The sequence below is a fragment of the Streptomyces sp. NPDC043812 genome (genome assembly GCF_056436245.1).
This window is the reverse complement of the sequence record NZ_JBWKCY010000009.1, coordinates 106795-122184: the sequence shown is the minus strand read 5'-3', so window position 1 is coordinate 122184 and position 15390 is coordinate 106795. Positions and strand designations below refer to the sequence as shown.

Annotated in this window: 14 protein-coding genes and 1 pseudogene; 4 read left to right on the top strand and 11 right to left on the bottom strand. The window is 71.7% G+C overall.

The genetic code is table 11. From position 1 onward, the window contains the following. Nucleotides 1–10: 10 nt before the first annotated feature. The 4 genes and pseudogenes from AC067Z_RS15710 to AC067Z_RS15695 all read right to left on the bottom strand — a co-directional run bounded on the left by AC067Z_RS15710 (nucleotide 11) and on the right by AC067Z_RS15695 (nucleotide 4096). Nucleotides 11–1180: a threonine synthase gene (locus AC067Z_RS15710; protein ID WP_478790054.1), complete on the bottom strand. Its 1170-nt coding sequence runs from the start codon at nucleotides 1178–1180 to the stop codon at nucleotides 11–13. Between the two features lie 31 nt (nucleotides 1181–1211). Further along, a complete protein-coding gene (locus tag AC067Z_RS15705; protein ID WP_478790053.1) occupies nucleotides 1212–1874 on the bottom strand; it encodes a helix-turn-helix transcriptional regulator in 663 nt (220 codons plus the stop codon). Nucleotides 1875–2057: 183 nt separating this feature from the next. Continuing rightward, nucleotides 2058–2908, bottom strand: a pseudogene (locus AC067Z_RS15700) (aldo/keto reductase). Nucleotides 2909–3166: 258 nt separating this feature from the next. Beyond that, a complete protein-coding gene (locus AC067Z_RS15695; RefSeq protein ID WP_478790052.1) occupies nucleotides 3167–4096 on the bottom strand; it encodes an EamA family transporter in 930 nt (309 codons plus the stop codon). Between the two features lie 83 nt (nucleotides 4097–4179). Here AC067Z_RS15695 and AC067Z_RS15690 point away from each other — a divergent pair, with 83 nt between their 5' ends. After that, nucleotides 4180–5103, top strand: a complete 924-nt coding sequence (locus AC067Z_RS15690) for a LysR family transcriptional regulator (RefSeq protein ID WP_478790051.1) — start codon at nucleotides 4180–4182, stop codon at nucleotides 5101–5103. A 38-nt stretch (nucleotides 5104–5141) separates the two neighbouring features. Here the strand turns inward: AC067Z_RS15690 and AC067Z_RS15685 are convergent, their stop codons facing one another. The 3 genes from AC067Z_RS15685 to AC067Z_RS15675 form a co-directional block, all read right to left on the bottom strand. Beyond that, on the bottom strand, nucleotides 5142–6815 hold the full coding sequence (locus AC067Z_RS15685; protein WP_478790050.1) for an acyl-CoA dehydrogenase family protein: 1674 nt from the start codon (nucleotides 6813–6815) through the stop codon (nucleotides 5142–5144). Nucleotides 6816–6838: 23 nt separating this feature from the next. Beyond that, the gene (locus tag AC067Z_RS15680; RefSeq protein ID WP_478790049.1) at nucleotides 6839–7456 is read right to left on the bottom strand and encodes a TetR/AcrR family transcriptional regulator; all 618 of its coding nucleotides are present in this window, start codon (nucleotides 7454–7456) and stop codon (nucleotides 6839–6841) included. Nucleotides 7457–7521: 65 nt separating this feature from the next. Further along, on the bottom strand, nucleotides 7522–7851 hold the full coding sequence (locus tag AC067Z_RS15675; protein WP_478790048.1) for a DUF427 domain-containing protein: 330 nt from the start codon (nucleotides 7849–7851) through the stop codon (nucleotides 7522–7524). Nucleotides 7852–8078: 227 nt separating this feature from the next. Between AC067Z_RS15675 and AC067Z_RS15670 the strand changes: the two genes are divergently transcribed. Further along, complete coding sequence (locus AC067Z_RS15670; RefSeq protein WP_478790047.1) at nucleotides 8079–9326, top strand: LmeA family phospholipid-binding protein; 1248 nt, start codon at nucleotides 8079–8081, stop codon at nucleotides 9324–9326. 110 nt (nucleotides 9327–9436) lie between these two features. Here AC067Z_RS15670 and AC067Z_RS15665 read toward each other — a convergent pair whose 3' ends face one another. The 4 genes from AC067Z_RS15665 to AC067Z_RS15650 form a co-directional block, all read right to left on the bottom strand. Further along, a complete protein-coding gene (locus AC067Z_RS15665) occupies nucleotides 9437–10555 on the bottom strand; it encodes a PP2C family protein-serine/threonine phosphatase (protein WP_478790046.1) in 1119 nt (372 codons plus the stop codon). Between the two features lie 101 nt (nucleotides 10556–10656). After that, nucleotides 10657–11652: an MASE1 domain-containing protein gene (locus AC067Z_RS15660; protein ID WP_478790188.1), complete on the bottom strand. Its 996-nt coding sequence runs from the start codon at nucleotides 11650–11652 to the stop codon at nucleotides 10657–10659. 63 nt (nucleotides 11653–11715) lie between these two features. Further along, complete coding sequence (locus AC067Z_RS15655; RefSeq protein WP_478790045.1) at nucleotides 11716–12579, bottom strand: PP2C family protein-serine/threonine phosphatase; 864 nt, start codon at nucleotides 12577–12579, stop codon at nucleotides 11716–11718. Between the two features lie 172 nt (nucleotides 12580–12751). Then, entirely contained in the window at nucleotides 12752–12922 is a 171-nt protein-coding gene (locus AC067Z_RS15650; protein WP_478790044.1) for a hypothetical protein, read from the bottom strand. Between the two features lie 408 nt (nucleotides 12923–13330). Between AC067Z_RS15650 and AC067Z_RS15645 the strand changes: the two genes are divergently transcribed. Both AC067Z_RS15645 and AC067Z_RS15640 read left to right on the top strand, forming a co-directional pair. Beyond that, a complete protein-coding gene (locus AC067Z_RS15645) occupies nucleotides 13331–13732 on the top strand; it encodes a hypothetical protein (protein WP_478790043.1) in 402 nt (133 codons plus the stop codon). A 120-nt stretch (nucleotides 13733–13852) separates the two neighbouring features. Beyond that, the gene (locus AC067Z_RS15640; protein WP_478790042.1) at nucleotides 13853–15280 is read left to right on the top strand and encodes an FAD-dependent oxidoreductase; all 1428 of its coding nucleotides are present in this window, start codon (nucleotides 13853–13855) and stop codon (nucleotides 15278–15280) included. Nucleotides 15281–15390 lie beyond the last annotated feature (110 nt).

Here is a 15390-nt window from a genome sequence, read left to right as displayed (position 1 = left end):
TCGCGGGGTGTCAGGCCGGCGGCTTGGATTTGAGTCCGTTGCCGCTGAGCGGGGCGATGGCCCGGACACCGCCCGAGTCGTCCGCGCCCATGGTGACGTACCCGGCGTCGAGGGCCGCCCAGCAGACCGCCGCTGTGGGTTCGACGTAGAGCCCCGAACGGGCCAGCGCCGTGTGGGCCTTGCGCACCTGGTCGTCGGTGACGGTGACGATCTCGCCGCCGGTCGCCCGCACGGCGGCGAGGATCTGTGCGCCACGGGCGGGGCGGGCGATCGCGATGCCCTCGGCCACGGTGGCGGGGCCGGCCGGGGCGGAGGACGGCGTGGCGAGGCCGTCGCGGAAGGCCCGCGCGAGAGGCGCGCAGGCTTCGGCCTGGACGGCCGTGAAACGCGGGAGACGGTCGATGAGGCCCTGGTCGAGGAGCTCCCGGCAGCCGAGGTAGGTGCCGAGGAGCAGCGTGCCGTGACCGACGGGGAGGACCAGGGTCTCCGGGAGGCGGCCGCCGAGCTGCTCCCAGATCTCGAAGGCGTACGTCTTGGTGCCGTGCAGGAAGAACGGGTTGTAGATGTGGCTTGCGTAGAAGACGCCCGGCTCGGCGGCGGCTTCGGCGGCCGCCGCCGAGGTGTCCTCCCTGGAACCGTCGATGCGGTGCACGACCGCGCCGTACGCGTGCAGTTGGGCCACCTTGCCCGCCGACGTGCCGGCGGGCACGTAGATGTCGCACCCGATCCCGGCGCGGGCGGCGTAGGCGGCGACGGCCGTTCCCGCGTTCCCGCTGCTGTCCGCCATCAGGCGGGTCACGGAGAGCCGTTCGGCGAGGGCGGCCAGCAGGACGGCGCCGCGGTCCTTGAACGAACCGGTGGGCATGAGGTGTTCGGACTTGAGCAGCACGTCGGCGCGCCCGGGCGCGGTCACCAGAGGTGTCATCCCCTCGCCGAGGGTGATGTGGGTGGGTTCGCCGAGAGGAAGTGCTTCGGCGTAGCGCCACTGCGTGGCGGGCCGTTGCGCGAGGACGGACAGGCCGGGCATGGCGGCGGGGGTGAAGCCGGCGAGGTCGAGCGCGCCGTGGCAGTCGGCGCACCGCCAGGCGTGTTCGTCGAGGGCATGGGAACGACCGCAGGTCGCGCACCGCAGGGTCATGGTGCCCGGTTCCGAGGGGGCCAGGCCGTCGGGGAACGTCATGTGCGTCTCCAAGGGGAGGAGGGGGACGTGGTCAGTCCGTCGCATCGGGCGTGACTGCGTCGCGGCGGGATTCGGCGAGGTCCGCGTACACGCCCGACCGCGACATGCCCAGCCGCCGGGCGATGCGGGGCACCGCGTTGCGCACGGCGAAGACTCCGCGCGCATCGAGGGCTCCCACGAGGCGCAGCCGTTCGGCGCGGGTGAGGGCGTCGACCGGCCTCCCGCGCGCCAGTTCCTCGGAACGGACCACGGCGTCGACCACGTCGTCGAAGTCGTTGGTGAAGGTCGTGTCGGGGAGCTCGACGGGGGCCGTGCCGGCCAGTGCGGCGAGGACGTCGCCGGCCTGGCGCAGGGCGGTCACGTCCAGGTTGACGCAGAGCGCGCCGATCAGGCGTCCTTCGTCGTCGCGCAGGGGCATCGTCGACGACTTGACGATCCGGCCGCCCGGGGTGTGGGTGACGTAGTTCAGGTCGTTCGCCGCTTCGTCGCCCTTGGCGAGCATGGAGAGGCCGATCTCGCTCAGCGCGCCGCCGACCCGGCGTCCGGTCAGTTCTCCCGACACGGCGACGACGGACCGGTCGCCCAGGCGGTAGTCGTGCAGGACGACCTCGCACGAGGGGCCGAACGTCGCCGCGAGCCCGTCGACGACCGGCTTCAGGGCGGCCAGGATCGCATCACCGGACCGATCGGACACACGTCACCTCCGCGCTCGGCGCCCTGGCACACCCCAGGACTCGCCAAGAGTAAACATCCAGACTGTGGACGTAAAGTCCAGACGAGTCCAGCCGTCGGGACCGCCGGTTCCTCACTCCGGACGGGGCGGGGGCGTGCCCGGGGTCCGATCACGAGGCAGCAGGTTCCGAAGCCGCCGACGGGATCACGAGTCCACGCGCCGCCGGCCGAGCCAGCTGACCATCTCCGGGTCGCGGTGGTCGAAGAACTGCGACGTTCCGGTCTCCAGGGCGGCGATGGACGCCATCTGGTCGTCTGTGAGCCCGAAGTCGAAGACGTCGATGTTCTCCGCCATGCGCTCGGCACGGACCGACTTGGGGATCGCGACGATGCCGCGCTGGATCAGCCAGCGCAGCACGACCTGCGCCACGGACTTTCCGTGCTTCTCTGCGATCTCGCTCAGGAGCGGGTGGGTGAACAGGTTGTTGCGACCTTCGGCGAACCCGCCCCACGACTGGATCTGGACCCCGTGCTCACGCATGACCTCCTGGTCGGCGGTGCGCTGGAAGAACGGGTGGGTCTCGATCTGATTGACCGCGGGCGTGACGTCGTTGTTGACGACGAGGTCGACGAGCCGGTCGGGGTAGAAGTTGGCGACGCCGATCGCCTTGATCCTGCCCTCACGATGCAGGTCCTCCATGGCGCGCCACTGGCCGTACACGTCGCCGTAGGGCTGGTGCATCAGGTACAGGTCGAGGTGGTCGAGGCCGAGTTTGTGCAGTGACGTCTCGAAGGCGCGCCTGGTGTTCTCCTGCGCGGGCGCGTCCTGGATCCACAGCTTGGTGGTGACGAACAGTTCCTCGCGCGGGACGCCACTGCTCTGATCGCGCGGCCGACGGCCTCCTCGTTCTGGTAGCCGGCGGCGGTGTCGAGCAGCCGGTAGCCGGCTGCGAGGGCGTCGGTGACGGCCTGTTCGGTCTGCTCCGGGGGGATCTGGTAGACGCCGAAACCGAGGATCGGCATCTCGACGCCGTTGTTCAGGGTGACGTTCAGCATCGGTCTTCCTTCTGCGTGTGACGCCATTGAGGGCCCGGCCGAGCAGTTCGGCCAGGTCACGCAGCTGGATGCAGCGCATCAGCTCTCTCGCTTCATCGCCTTCCGGCTGGTTCCACCCTGTCCGGATCGCCGTGTGACCGCACCTCCGTCGGCGTCGCGCCCACCGGACAGGACCGCGGAGCGGTCGGGCGAGCAGCCCACCCTTGAAGCGCGGCAACGCGCCGGATCACACCTCCTGGGGCGGTTTCCGGCGAGGCGTCAGCGGCGTCGTGACTCGGCTCGCGTCGCGCCGATGCCCGCCGTCACGACCAGCGCGGTGCCGGCGATCTGCAGGACTGCGGGAGTCTGCGAGATGAGAACCATCGCGGCCAGCAGACTGACGGCCGGCTCCAGCCCGGCCAGCGTGCCGTACGTGGTCTTGCCGATGCGCTGGAGCGCCTTCATCTCCAGCAGGAACGGCAGCAGCGGCATGAGAACGGCAATGCCCGCGGCCGCGGCCGCCGTCTGCCAGGTGAGGGCGGAGAGGGCGCCCGGCGCTCCGAACGGCGCCGCGGCGACAGAGGCGACCGCGAGCGACACGGCCAGGGCATGCGGCGCGGAGAGGCGGCTGCCGACGTGGGCGGTACCGACGACGTACAGCGCCCAGCAGGCTGCGGAACCCAGGCCGAAGAGCACACCGGTCAGGCTGGTGGCCCCCGTCCAGGGCGAGGTGAGCAGAACGACGCCTGCCGCGGCGAGCCCGAGCCAGGCCAGCTCCCTGGCCCGGTGCGACGCGACGACCGCGACGGTGAGCGGGCCGAGGAACTCCAGCGCCGTGGCAGTGCCCAGCGGAAGTCGCGCGGCGGCCTCGGAGAACAGCAGCATCATGCCGGCGCTCACCGCACCGAGCAGGACGGTGGCCAGCAGGTCGCGCGGTGACACCGTCCGCAGCGTCCGCCACAGCGATCGGCCCGTGCACACGACGAGGAACACGGCGGCGAACGTCAGTCGCAGCCAGGTGGTGCCGGCGGGGCCCAGGGAGTGGAACAGCTCGGTCGCCAGTGCGCTGCCGGTGTGCAGCAGGACCATGGCGACGAGGACGAGCGCCGCGCCCGGCATGCGGCGGGAACCGGCGGGTGCCGGGGCCGTTGTCGTACGCGCAGGGTTGCTCGTACTCGTCGGGGCGGGAGCGGCGGCGTCGGTGGTCACCGGACCATTGGACCGGCATCCCTCTGTTTCTGTCCACGAGCTGAAAGTGGACCGATCGGCCACCATTGGTGGACACTGCCGGGATGACGGCCGAGGACATGGAACGGCTCCCCGATCTGGGGAGGCTGAGACTCCTGGTCGAGCTGCACCGGCTCGGCACCATGGCGGCGGTGGCCGCCGGCACGGGGTACGGCACATCAGCCGTTTCCAAGCATCTGAACGTGCTGGAGCAGGAGGTCGGGGTCCAGCTCCTGGCCCCGGACGGCCGCCGCGTCCGGCTCACGCCCGCCGGTGAGCGGCTCGTCGAGCATGCGGTGGGCATCCTCGCCGCGGTCGAGGAGGCCCAGGCGGAACTGCGCGGCACGGCCGACCCTGTCGGGAAGGTGCGGCTGGCCAGTTTCTTCACGGCGGTCGAGCCGGTGGTCCTGCCCGCGCTCGCCGCCCTGCGGGAGCTGTACCCGCGGGTGGTGGTGGAGGTGCACGAACACGAGCCGGAGCACACCGCCCGGCTGCTGCGCTCGGGCGGCGTCGACCTGGGAGTGGTGTACGACTACAGCCTGGTGCCACGCACCGTTCCACCGGAGCTCAGCGCGCGGCAGTTCGAGGTACAGGCGCTGTATCTCGCCGTTCCCGCCGACCACCCCGACGCGGGCCGGCCGGTAGCCGTGGCCGACCTGACGGAGTTCGCGGGCACGGGCTGGATCGCCAACTCCCGCGGCACCGACGACGACGAGCTGGTGCAGCGGGTCTGCGCGATCGCCGGATTCGTGCCCCGGATCGCCCATCGCGTGGACAGCCTGCGCCTGGTCAACAGCCTCGTCGGCGCGGGCCACGGGGTGGCGCTGCTCGCCCGGTCGGGTATCGAGCGACACCGGCCGGACGTCGCCTTCCGCCCACTGGACCCGCTGGCCGGCCTGCGCCGCAGCTTCCTGCTCGCACGGGCCGGCCAGTGGTCATGGCCGCCGATCGCGGCCCTGGCCGCGACGATCACGGGCGCACGGCCCTGACGCGCGGGCCGGTCGGCGAACCCCTGTGGGCGACCGCCTCAGCCCGCGGCGCCGGGGGTGCGGTCGATGACCGCACCCAGGTCGACACCCGTCGGCAGGGTGCCGAAGGCCAGGCCGCGGTCGCCGTCCAGCCGTGAGGCGCAGAATGCGTCCGCCACCGCGGCCGGTGCGTGCCGGACGAGCAGGGAACCCTGCAGCACGAGGGCCATGCGTTCGGCGAGCCTGCGAGAGCGCAGGGCCGCGTCCTCGGTGAGCACCAGTTCGGCGCGCACCTGCCGCCACGCCTCGTCGAGACGCGCGTCCGCCCCGGCCGCGGCCTCGATCTCGATGCGGAAGGCCTCCAGGGAGTCGGGTTCGCGGGTCAACGCGCGCAGTACATCGAGCGCGTTGACGTTGCCCGAGCCCTCCCAGAGACCGTTGAGGGGCGCCTCGCGGTACAGGCGCGGCATGCCGGACGCCTCGTCATATCCGTTGCCACCGAGGCACTCCAGAGCTTCGGCGACCGCGGCGGGCTGTCGCTTGCACACCCAGTACTTGCCGACGGCGGTGGCCAGCCGCAGGAACGCCTGCTCCTGCGCGTCGCCACGCTGCGCCCGGTCCGCCGCCCCGGCGATCCGCAGGCCGAGGGTGGTCGCTGCCTCCGACTCGATCCCCAGGTCGGCGATGACGTTCCGCATGAGCGGCTGGTCGATCAGTTTGGCCCCGAACACACTGCGGTGACGGACATGGTGGGCCGCCTGTGCCAGCGCCGCACGGGTCCCGGACGCGGAGCCCAGAATGCAGTCGAGGCGGGTCATCGTGACCATGTCGATGATCGTCCGCACCCCCTGCCCCTCGGGGCCGACCAGCCAGGCGACGGTGTCGTCGAACTCGGGCTCGCTGCTGGCGTTGCTGCGGTTGCCGAGCTTGTCCTTCAGCCGCTGGATGCGGAAGGTGTTTCGGCTTCCGTCGGGGAGCACACGGGGCACCAGGAAACAGGACAGTCCTCCCGGCGCCTGCGCCAGTACCAGGAACAGGTCGTTCATGGGGGCGCTGGTGAACCACTTGTGGCCGCGCAGCCGCCAGGTGCCGTCCGGCTGCTCGGCGGCGGCGGTGGTGTTGGCGCGCACATCGGTGCCGCCCTGCTTCTCGGTCATTCCCATGCCGGCCAGCAGCCCGCGCTTGCCCGCGGGTGCGCGCAGACCGGGGTCGTAGGTGCGGCTGGTCAGCAACGGCTCGTACACCGCGGCCAGTTCGGGCGCGGAGCGCAGGGCCGGGACCACGGCGTACGTCATGGAGACGGGGCAGCCGTGTCCCTGCTCGGCCGAGCTCCACACCATGAAGCCGGCGGCTCGGGCCACATGCGCCCCCGGCCGGTCGTCGGCCCACGGTGCTCCGGCGAGGCCCTCGCTGATCGCCACGTCCATCAGCGCGTGGTACGAGGGGTGGAAGTCCACCTCGTCGATCCTGTTGCCGTAACGGTCGTGGGTGCGCAGTACCGGCTCGTAGCGGTTGGCCTCGTCGGCCCAGCGCTGGACCTGCTCCGATCCGGCCAGTCGGCCGATGCGGTGCAGGTCGTCGACGTACCACCCGGCACCTTCGCGTCGCACACCTTCCAGCAGCACGGCGTCGTCGGCGACGTCGTGGCCGACCAGTGGGGGTACCTGGTTGGTCACCTCGTGGGTGCGTGCTGTGGGTGTGCTGCGCAGCGGGGCGTCAGCGGCGGTGGTCATCGGAGTCCTCCGGGGTGTCAGGGTCAGGATGCGGCGGGCGGGGCACCCGCGCAGCGCAGGGACATGGCCACCAGCTCGCCGATGAGCGCGTCGTCATTGCCTTCGGCGGGGTCGGACAGCGGCTCCACCAGCACTTCACCGATCGCCCCGGTCAGTGCCGCTGCGGTGATCTCCGGGTCCTGGGCGGGGAGCAGCCCCGATGCGACCCCTTCACGGATCACTTCGGCGAACACCGCCCGGTAGCGGCGCCGGAACTCCAGTCGCTCGGCACCCACCGCCGGTTCGGCAGGGGCGGCGAGCAGGGCGTGCGCCAGGCCGCGTGATTCGACCGCGCGGCGGGCGAAGACGCCAACACCGCGTGCGAGCCGCTCGACCGGGTCGCCGCTGCCCTGGTGGAGCACCTCGCGGAGCACCTCGACCTCCCGTCCGGAGGCACGGCGGAAGACCTCGACGGCCAGTGCTCCCTTGGACGGGAAGTGCTGGTAGACGGAGCCGACGGACATCCCGGCGGCGGCGGCGACGGTGGTGACGGAGGCGTTGGCCCAGCCCACGTCGGCGACCACGGCTGTCGCCTTGTCCACCAGCTGCTCCCTGGCGGCGTCGAGGCGGTCCTGCACCGCGGGCGTCTTGCGATAGGCCATGCATCAAGTGAATCACCGTTCAGACCTTCGCGCCAGGCCCCCGTCCGGCAGGGGAGACCTCCGCGTCAGCCCGACACGACCTCGGTGTCGTAGAAGCAGAAATGCCCCTTGATCTGCGCGACGTCCGGTTTCGGGTCGAGGTACGCCCACACGAGGTCGGCCGCGCCGGGGCGGGACCAGTAGGAGGCGTCCCCCTTGAAGGGGCAGTGGGTACGGGAATCGGACGGGGTCAGCAGATCGGTGTGCACGTCCTGCGGCGGCAGGTAGTAGCGCACCGGCAGGCCCGTCTCGTGCAGCAGCAGCGGACGGTTGCTCTCCGCGAGCACCGCGCCGTCGCGCACGACGCGCACGTGCTGGGTTCCCTGTTCGATGGTGATGCGGTGACCCGGTGACATGGGCTCTCCTCAGTCGTCCGGAAGGAGCGCCGGCGCTGCGTGTGCGCAGACCGGCCGGTGTCCGGCTCCGCGCCGGGCACCCCTGTCGCAACCGCCGCGGGACCGAGGCTGTTCCCTGCGGACGGCTGCCGACGGCCGGGGCGGCGCCGTGGACGTGGGCGATATCTCGCCCCGTTGTCCCGGATCCGGCTTGCGCCCGGCAGTGGTGATCGTGATGGGATGAGCCGATGCGACCCCCCACACGCATAGCCATGCACACACGCAATCCGTACGACGAACTGGCCCAACTCGCCGACCCCGAACCGGACTACGGCGCGGAGGCCGACGGGCGTTACGCCTCCGGCTTCGACCGGCTCGGGATCCGCTCGGACGACGACGACGAGGACGACGACTGGTCACCCCCCAACCACCGCGGCAAAAGCCGTTTCGCGATCCTGTCCATGCCGGTGAAACTCACCGTCGCCGCGATCATCACCGCGGCGTTCTTCGTGACCGGCGACCGGCTCGCGGTGGCCTACGCGGAGGAGAAGGCCGAGGACAAGATCCAGCAGTCGATGGGCCTGGCGGCCCGGCCGCAGGTCGACATCGCGGGCTTCCCGTTCCTGACGCAGGTACTCGACCGCCGTATCGACAGGGCGGACGTCACCGTTCCCGACGTCGCCGCCGACAAGGTCTCACTGGCCGAAGTGCACGCCACGGCAACCGATGTGCGGATCGTCGGTGATCTGCCGACGGCGATCCAGGGCGGGGTGATCGACCGCATGGACGGCGACGTCCTGCTCTCCTTCGACGACCTCAACCGTGAACTGGGCGCCTCCCAGGTCGAGTTCACCGATGCGGGCCGCGGCAGCATCCGGATCGCGGGATCGCTGCCGATCGCGGGGCGGGATGTGAGCATTCGCGCCCAGGCGCACCTGAAGCGCGACGGTGACCGGGCGGTGTCCACCACCGTGGACGCCATGCGCCTCGACGTCCCGGGGCTGTTCACCTACCGGCCGGGCAAGGATCCGGCGAACTCCGGGCTGCGGCTGCACCCGGAGGCCGTCCGCCGCATCACCTCCGAGGCGGCGCGCGCGAAGGCGCTGCTCGATCTGCCGGCCGTCGTGGAACGGCTCGGCATACCCCGGGACCAGATCGACCGCGCGCTCAGGAGCGAGAGGGAACTGAGCCGCCTCACGGGTTCGCCCCGGTTCGTCGAGCAGTTGATGAAGGTCAACCTGGTCGACCTCGTGATCGACCATCCCTGGCTGCTGGAGAAGGCGGGCATCGACACGCACCTGGTCGGCGCGCTGCTCGAACTGCGGCCGCCCGAGCTCTCGGACCGGTTGTCCCTCTCCTTCGAACTGCCCCGGACGGCCGGGGACGTGCGGCTGCGCGACATCGTCGTGGAACGTTCCGGCGTACGGGCCGATCTCACCGGCACCGGCCTCACGTTCGGCGAGGTGGCCGGCGGGGGCGGCAAGCGCGGCGACTGATCACACCCGGAGGTACGAGCGCGGGCCCGCGGACGCCCGATACGCGCTCCGGCGCGTACGGGCTCCCGGTGGCGTTCGACAACCGGACCTCGGTGATGACTGGACCTCGGTCAATGAGGGGACGGCACCCGCTGGATGGCCACCATGGCCGCGTCGTCGCCGAGATGCCCGCCGGCGTGGTCCACCAGGTCGCGGCAGAGGTGGTCCAGGAGCGTCTGGGGGCCGTCACCGCCCCAGGCGGCCATCCGCTCGGTCAGCGGATAGAACGTTCCCGTACCGTCCCGCGCCTCGATCACGCCGTCGGTGTAGAGCAGGACGATGTCCCCGGCCAGGAAGGGGAAGGTCTCCGCGGCGAAGCCGGACTCCTCGAACTCCGTGAGGCCCAGCGGTGGCGCAGGTTGGCGGACCTCCAGCGACGTGACCCGGCCCGCGCGCACCAGCAGCGGCGGCGGGTGCCCGCAGTTGATCAGCTTCAGGGCCGACTCGTCGTCGGGGAGGTCGAGTACGGCGGCGGTCACGAACGACTCGCTCGGCTCCCCGGGCACGCCGGGCGCCGGGTCGTCCAGATCGGAGGAGACGGTGCCTTCCAGATAGGCCACCAGCGCCGGCAGATCGGCCTGGCGGTGGGCGGCGGCACGGAACGCGCCGAGCACGAGAGCGGCGTCGCCGACCGCCTCGAGCCCCTTGCCCCGCACGTCACCGATCATCAGGCGGGTCCCCATGGCCGTGCGGGCCGCGGCGTACAGGTCGCCGCCGATCTGCGCCTCGGCCTCCGCCGCGAGATACACCGAGGCGATACGCAGCGAACCGATCCGGTGCGGCAGCGGCCGCAGCACGACTTCCTGGGCCGCCTCGGCGACCGAGCGCAGCTGGACCAGTTGCCGCTCGTGCCGTTCCCGCAGATGGGCGAAGAACGTGACGATCACCGAGATGAGGACCAGCGCGATGATCTGGAACGTGTGGTTCAGGTCGGTGAGGCTGGTGCGGGCGATCGCGACCACCGACTGGGCCAGCACGGCCACCGCACCGATGAAGCCGGTCGTCCAGGGTCCCGCGAAGGAAGCCGTCACGGCCGGAGCGGCGACCAGGAAGGGGCCGAGGTGCACCTCCGGCGGCGCCAGCACGTCCACCACCGTGACCACCGCGATCAGGGCGAGCGGAACGGCCAACAGTCCGCGACCCGGCTCCCACGAAGAGCCTGCGCTGCCGCGGAGGCGTCGAAAAGGCATGAAACCTGCATACACCTCCGGATCGTCCTCCGCCTGGCTGCCGTCGGGCCGCGGGTGCCCGGCGAAGGGACCCGGACGCGACGCGTCGAGGGGCCCGGCTCCTACTCCGTCCCCCTCGACGCGTCGCGTACGGGCCACAGATGGGCCGTCTCCCCCGGAGCCAGCTCGTCGACGACCTCCGCAAGGGCCGCACAGGCCTGTTCGATCCGGCGGCGGGTACCGATCTGCTCCGTGACGATCGCGGCAAGCAGCAGGGCGGTCAGAGCGGCGCACCCGTTGAGCGCCTGCAGGACGACCATCCCCTCCAGGATGGTGCGGCCCTCGAAAGGGCCTGCGCCGTCCGTCGACGCCATGATCGCCAGAACCGAGATCAGCAGGGCACACGGCGCGGACCCGGGGAGCTGGAACCGCAGCGCCGCCCAGATCAGGACCGGGAACACGAGGAAGAGCAGCGACAGCTCGACGTGCGTGACCAGCAACGTGATGAGCACCGTCGCCAGACACAGGACAGCGGCCTCCGTCCACCACCAGGGGCGCGTGTCGCGCGGCAGGCGGGCGTTGCGCAGGACGAGCAGCAGCGGTGTGATCACCAGTACCCCCATGGCGTCGCCCGCCCACCAGGCCGCGAACACCGGCCAGACCTCGTCGGGCGACAGCGACCCGCCGAGGACGAGCATGCCGACGCCGAAGGCCGCGCTGATCAGCATGCCGCCCAGCGCACCGAGGAACACCAGGCCCAGTCCGTCCCGCAGCCGGTCGAGCTCCGGGCGGAAGTCGATCCGCCTGAGCATCAGGCACGCCGCCACAGGAGCGATGGTGTTCCCGGCGATGATGCCGATGGATGCCCAGTTCAGCGTGGAGATGGTGAGGATGGTGAACAGCACACCCAGGGTGATGCCGGGCCACACCCGGACCCCCCACGACAGCAGACAGGCCAGGGCGATGCCGGTGGGCGGCCACAGCGGGGTGACCACCGCCCCCTCGACGACCACCTGCTCGAGGAGGCCGATCTGCCCGCCCACCCAGTAGGCGGCCGTGACGGCGAGGATCCGCAACAGGGCTGCGGCGGGACGTCGGAGGCTCTCACTGCGGACCACGTCTGTCATCACACATCGTCATCGGCCCCGCGTCGCCCTGACACGCGCTGCCGGCGTCTCGTTCTACTTGTCTCCGGCCGTCGGCCCGCCCGCCCCCGCGACACCCTCCCGCTCGTGGAGCAGGACCAGTACGGCGGCGTCGTCCTCGTGGTCGGTGAGCGCGGCCACCCCCATCACCTGCGAGGCCAGGCCCCCTGCCCCGGTGCCTGCCCGCACCGCGGAGTGGACGAGTTCCGCCACCGCGTCGAGGCCCTCCTCGATCGAGTACGACGGCCCCTCCACGACGCCGTCGGTGACCAGGACGAATGCACCGCCGGGAGTGAGCCGGCGCCGCGTCACCGGGTACACCTCGCCGGGCAGGATGCCCAGCGGCACGCCGGCCTCGTCCTCGACGACGCCGCCCGGCCCGTCCGCAGTCGCCCATACGCCCGGCACATGACCGGCGCGGGCGCTCTCCAGGTCCCCGGTGGCCGGATCGAAGCGGAGGAAACTGCACGTGGCGAAGAGTCCGTGGTCCACCGAGAGCACGAGCTCGTTGGCCCGGCGCAGCACTTCGCCGGGATCGGTGGTCGCCGTGGCGACGGCGCGCAGTCCGATACGCACCTGTCCCATGAACGCGGCGGCCTCCACGTCGTGCCCCTGCACGTCCCCGATCGACAGGGCGAGGGAGCCGTCGGGCAGGACGAAGCCGTCGTACCAGTCGCCGCCGATGTCGAGGCCGTTGCGGGCGGGTGCGTAGCGGGCCGCGACGCACAGGCCCGGCAGCGAGGGGAGGTCGGTGGGCAGCATCGAACGCTGCAGTGCCTCGGCCAGTTCGACGCGCGCCTTCTGCCGCTCCGCCCCCTGCCGTACGCGGTCGGTGAGCCGTCCGAGAGTGGTCAGCAGATCGTCTGCGGTCGCCGATCGGGAGGGACGACGCCGGGTCATGGACGGCTCCGAAGTGCGTCCGTAGGCCGACTGGCCCGGCCACTCGGTTTGCCGCTCGGTGGACCTGGCACAGCTGGGCTCGTACAGCCCGCGCTCATTATATTTCCGGCGGACGAGGACCCGCTCGGTGCGCGTCCGGCCCGCGGGCGGCGGTGCGCCTCCCGACCCGTCCTCAGCCGACGCTCGCCACCAGCTCCACAAGATCGGACAGGCGGCGCCGCCACAGGTGCGCAGGCCGGCAGTACAGGGCCCGCCACCTGCTGCCCGCGTGCCGCAGGGACGCCCACGCCATCGGCAGGAGTGGGTGCTGCACCGCTGCGCCGCCGAGGACCTGTTCACCCATGGAACAGTCCTGGTCTGCGTCGTCACTGCCGTACGCCCGCGGGCAGCCGGTACGGCGAGGGATGAGTTCGTGGACCCTGGACGGTCTCAGAGGCATGAGTGGAGGTGTCCCGCAGGGACATCCGAAGGCGACCCGGTACGGGAAGAGCGCATATCGCAACTCGTGATGTACATGCCCGATCTACTGGGGCGGCGACCATCACGCCGGCGTGCCGATCTTCGTCCCGACGCATCACGCGCCCACGAGCACGCGCCCGGCAGCGTCCGTTTCGTGACCGACGGCATCGCATCGTGCGTCGAGCAGGCGAAAGCCGCCGCCGGGCGGGGGCCGAGGATGAGTACCCGCGACCGAGGCGTCTGAGTACATCTGCCCATGGCCTGCGGCGGCGCCGCTGGTCGAATGTCGTTCATGACCTCCGACGCGCCCGCCCGGCCCCGCATCCAGCATGTCGCCACCACCGGTACCGCCCTCGCCGGCGTCCTGTTGCCCCTGGTGGTGGGTGCGCTGCTGGCCAGGGCGGTGGGCACGGATCCGCTGACGCCCGTCAACACGCTGATCACTCATGGCGGGCAGCGCGCCGGCATCGCACGGTCCCAATGGGGCGGATGCCGCAGTTACGCCCTCCGCGGGCCCCGCCGCGCCGCGCGCACGGCTGCCGTCCGCGCCGCTGCCCTGCGTCCGAGCACCGCGCGCCGGGCGGCTGCGCGCTCGGCGAACGGTGCCGACACGGCGGCAGGCAGGACTTCCGCCGCGCTCCTCAACGCCGTTCGCCGTCAACGCTCTTCGCCGTCCGCCACCCTGGTGGGGTGATCCCGGCACTGCAGCGTCTGCCGCGACCGAGCATCACGGACGGTGATGGTGATCTCCGTGTCCCGTGACCGGGATACTGGCCGGACCGAGACCGGCTCGCTGACCACGAGAGGCAGTTGCATGGTGGACAACACGCAGGGGCAGGGCAGTTGGCGGCAGAGCACGGGCGGGCGCCGTGCCGTTGTCGTCGGAGGCAGCATCGCGGGGCTCCTGGCTGCGCATGTACTCGCCGACCACGCGGACGAGGTGACCATCGTGGAGCGCGATCGCTTCCCCGCCGGCCCCGAGCCTCGTCCCGGAGTGCCGCAGGGGCGGCACGGCCATGTGCTCCTCGAGGGCGGTCAGCGCTCGCTGGACGCGCTTCTGCCCGGTTTCACGGCCGAGTTGAGAGCCGCGGGTGCCCCTCGGATCGGCATGCCGTCGGACATGGTGCAGTGGCAGAGCGGTAGCTGGTTCCGGCGCACTCCGGCGACCACGCACATCTACACCGGATCCCGTGGCCAGGTCGAGCATCTGGTCCGTGAACGCGTGCTGGCCAACCCCGTGATCCGTACCGTCACATCCACGGAGGCGGTGGGTCTGCTCGGTGACGCGTCGCGTGTGCGGGGCGTCCTGGTGCGCGAGCGCGGGGACGGGCGCGACAGCGGCCGGGAGCCACGGCCGCTCGACGCGGACCTGGTGGTGGACGCGTCGGGGCGCGGTTCGCGTGCCTCGCAGTGGCTGTCGGCGATCGACGCCGAGGCACCCGAGGAGGAGTCCATCGACACGGGGCTCGCGTATGCCTCCCGCGTCTATCACAACAAGAGCGACAACCTCGGCTCGGATTCCCTCGGTTACTACGTTTTCCCCAATCCGACGCAGGTGTACGGGGGCGGGGTGCTGCCCCTGGAGGACGGCCGCTATCTGGTCATTCTGTCGGGGCTCAGGGGTGACGAACCGCCCACGGACGACGAGGGATTCACCGCGTTCGCCGCCCGCTTCCCCCACCCCTTCATTCACGACTGGCTGCGCGAGGCCGAGCCGGACGCGCCGCCCTTCGGATTCCGGCAGACCTCGAACCTGCGCCGTCGCTACGACCGGCCGGGCCGCAGGCCCGCCGGCTTCCTCGCGACGGGCGACGCGCTGTGCACGTTCAACCCGATCTACGGGCAGGGCATGGCGGTGGCGGCGCAGAGCGCGGTCGCGCTGCGTGACGCTCTCACCGATCCGCGTCGTAAGCCGACGACCCGGCGGGTGCAGCAGGCCCTGTTCGAGGCGTCACGGCAGGCGTGGGACATTTCTGCGGGCGCGGACAAGAAGATGCCGGGCGCCCGGGGCAACGGTGTCACCTCACGGGCCGCGGACCGGGCGGCGGACTGGTACCTCGCACGTGTCCAGCAGCGGTATCCGGGTGACCCGGTCGTGGGCCCGGCGTTTCGTTCGGTGCTGACCCTGTCCTCGCCGCTCACCGCGCTGTTCGCCCCGAAGGTGGCGCGTGCGGTGCTCTTCGGGCCGGTGCCGCAGACACCCGACCTGCCCCCGATGACGCGGGAGACGGCCCTCGGCTGAGCCGGGGCTCGGTGGGGGCCGCCGCCCGGCCGGCGAAGCGGCCGGGCGGCGAAGGCGGGGGCATCGGCGGATGATGGTGAGGACGCGACGATGCCGGACCGGCCTCCCAG

Coding starts and splice junctions, on each gene's coding strand:
- AC067Z_RS15690 (WP_478790051.1), top strand. CDS start 4,180: ATGACGGCCGAGGACATGGAACGGCTCCCCGATCTGGGGAGGCTGAGA.
- AC067Z_RS15645 (WP_478790043.1), top strand. CDS start 13,331: ATGACCTCCGACGCGCCCGCCCGGCCCCGCATCCAGCATGTCGCCACC.
- AC067Z_RS15680 (WP_478790049.1), bottom strand. CDS start 7,456: ATGGCCTATCGCAAGACGCCCGCGGTGCAGGACCGCCTCGACGCCGCC.
- AC067Z_RS15665 (WP_478790046.1), bottom strand. CDS start 10,555: ATGCCTTTTCGACGCCTCCGCGGCAGCGCAGGCTCTTCGTGGGAGCCG.
- AC067Z_RS15655 (WP_478790045.1), bottom strand. CDS start 12,579: ATGACCCGGCGTCGTCCCTCCCGATCGGCGACCGCAGACGATCTGCTG.
- AC067Z_RS15670 (WP_478790047.1), top strand. CDS start 8,079: ATGCGACCCCCCACACGCATAGCCATGCACACACGCAATCCGTACGAC.
- AC067Z_RS15675 (WP_478790048.1), bottom strand. CDS start 7,851: ATGTCACCGGGTCACCGCATCACCATCGAACAGGGAACCCAGCACGTG.
- AC067Z_RS15650 (WP_478790044.1), bottom strand. CDS start 12,922: ATGGGTGAACAGGTCCTCGGCGGCGCAGCGGTGCAGCACCCACTCCTG.
- AC067Z_RS15710 (WP_478790054.1), bottom strand. CDS start 1,180: ATGACGTTCCCCGACGGCCTGGCCCCCTCGGAACCGGGCACCATGACC.
- AC067Z_RS15640 (WP_478790042.1), top strand. CDS start 13,853: ATGGTGGACAACACGCAGGGGCAGGGCAGTTGGCGGCAGAGCACGGGC.
- AC067Z_RS15685 (WP_478790050.1), bottom strand. CDS start 6,815: ATGACCACCGCCGCTGACGCCCCGCTGCGCAGCACACCCACAGCACGC.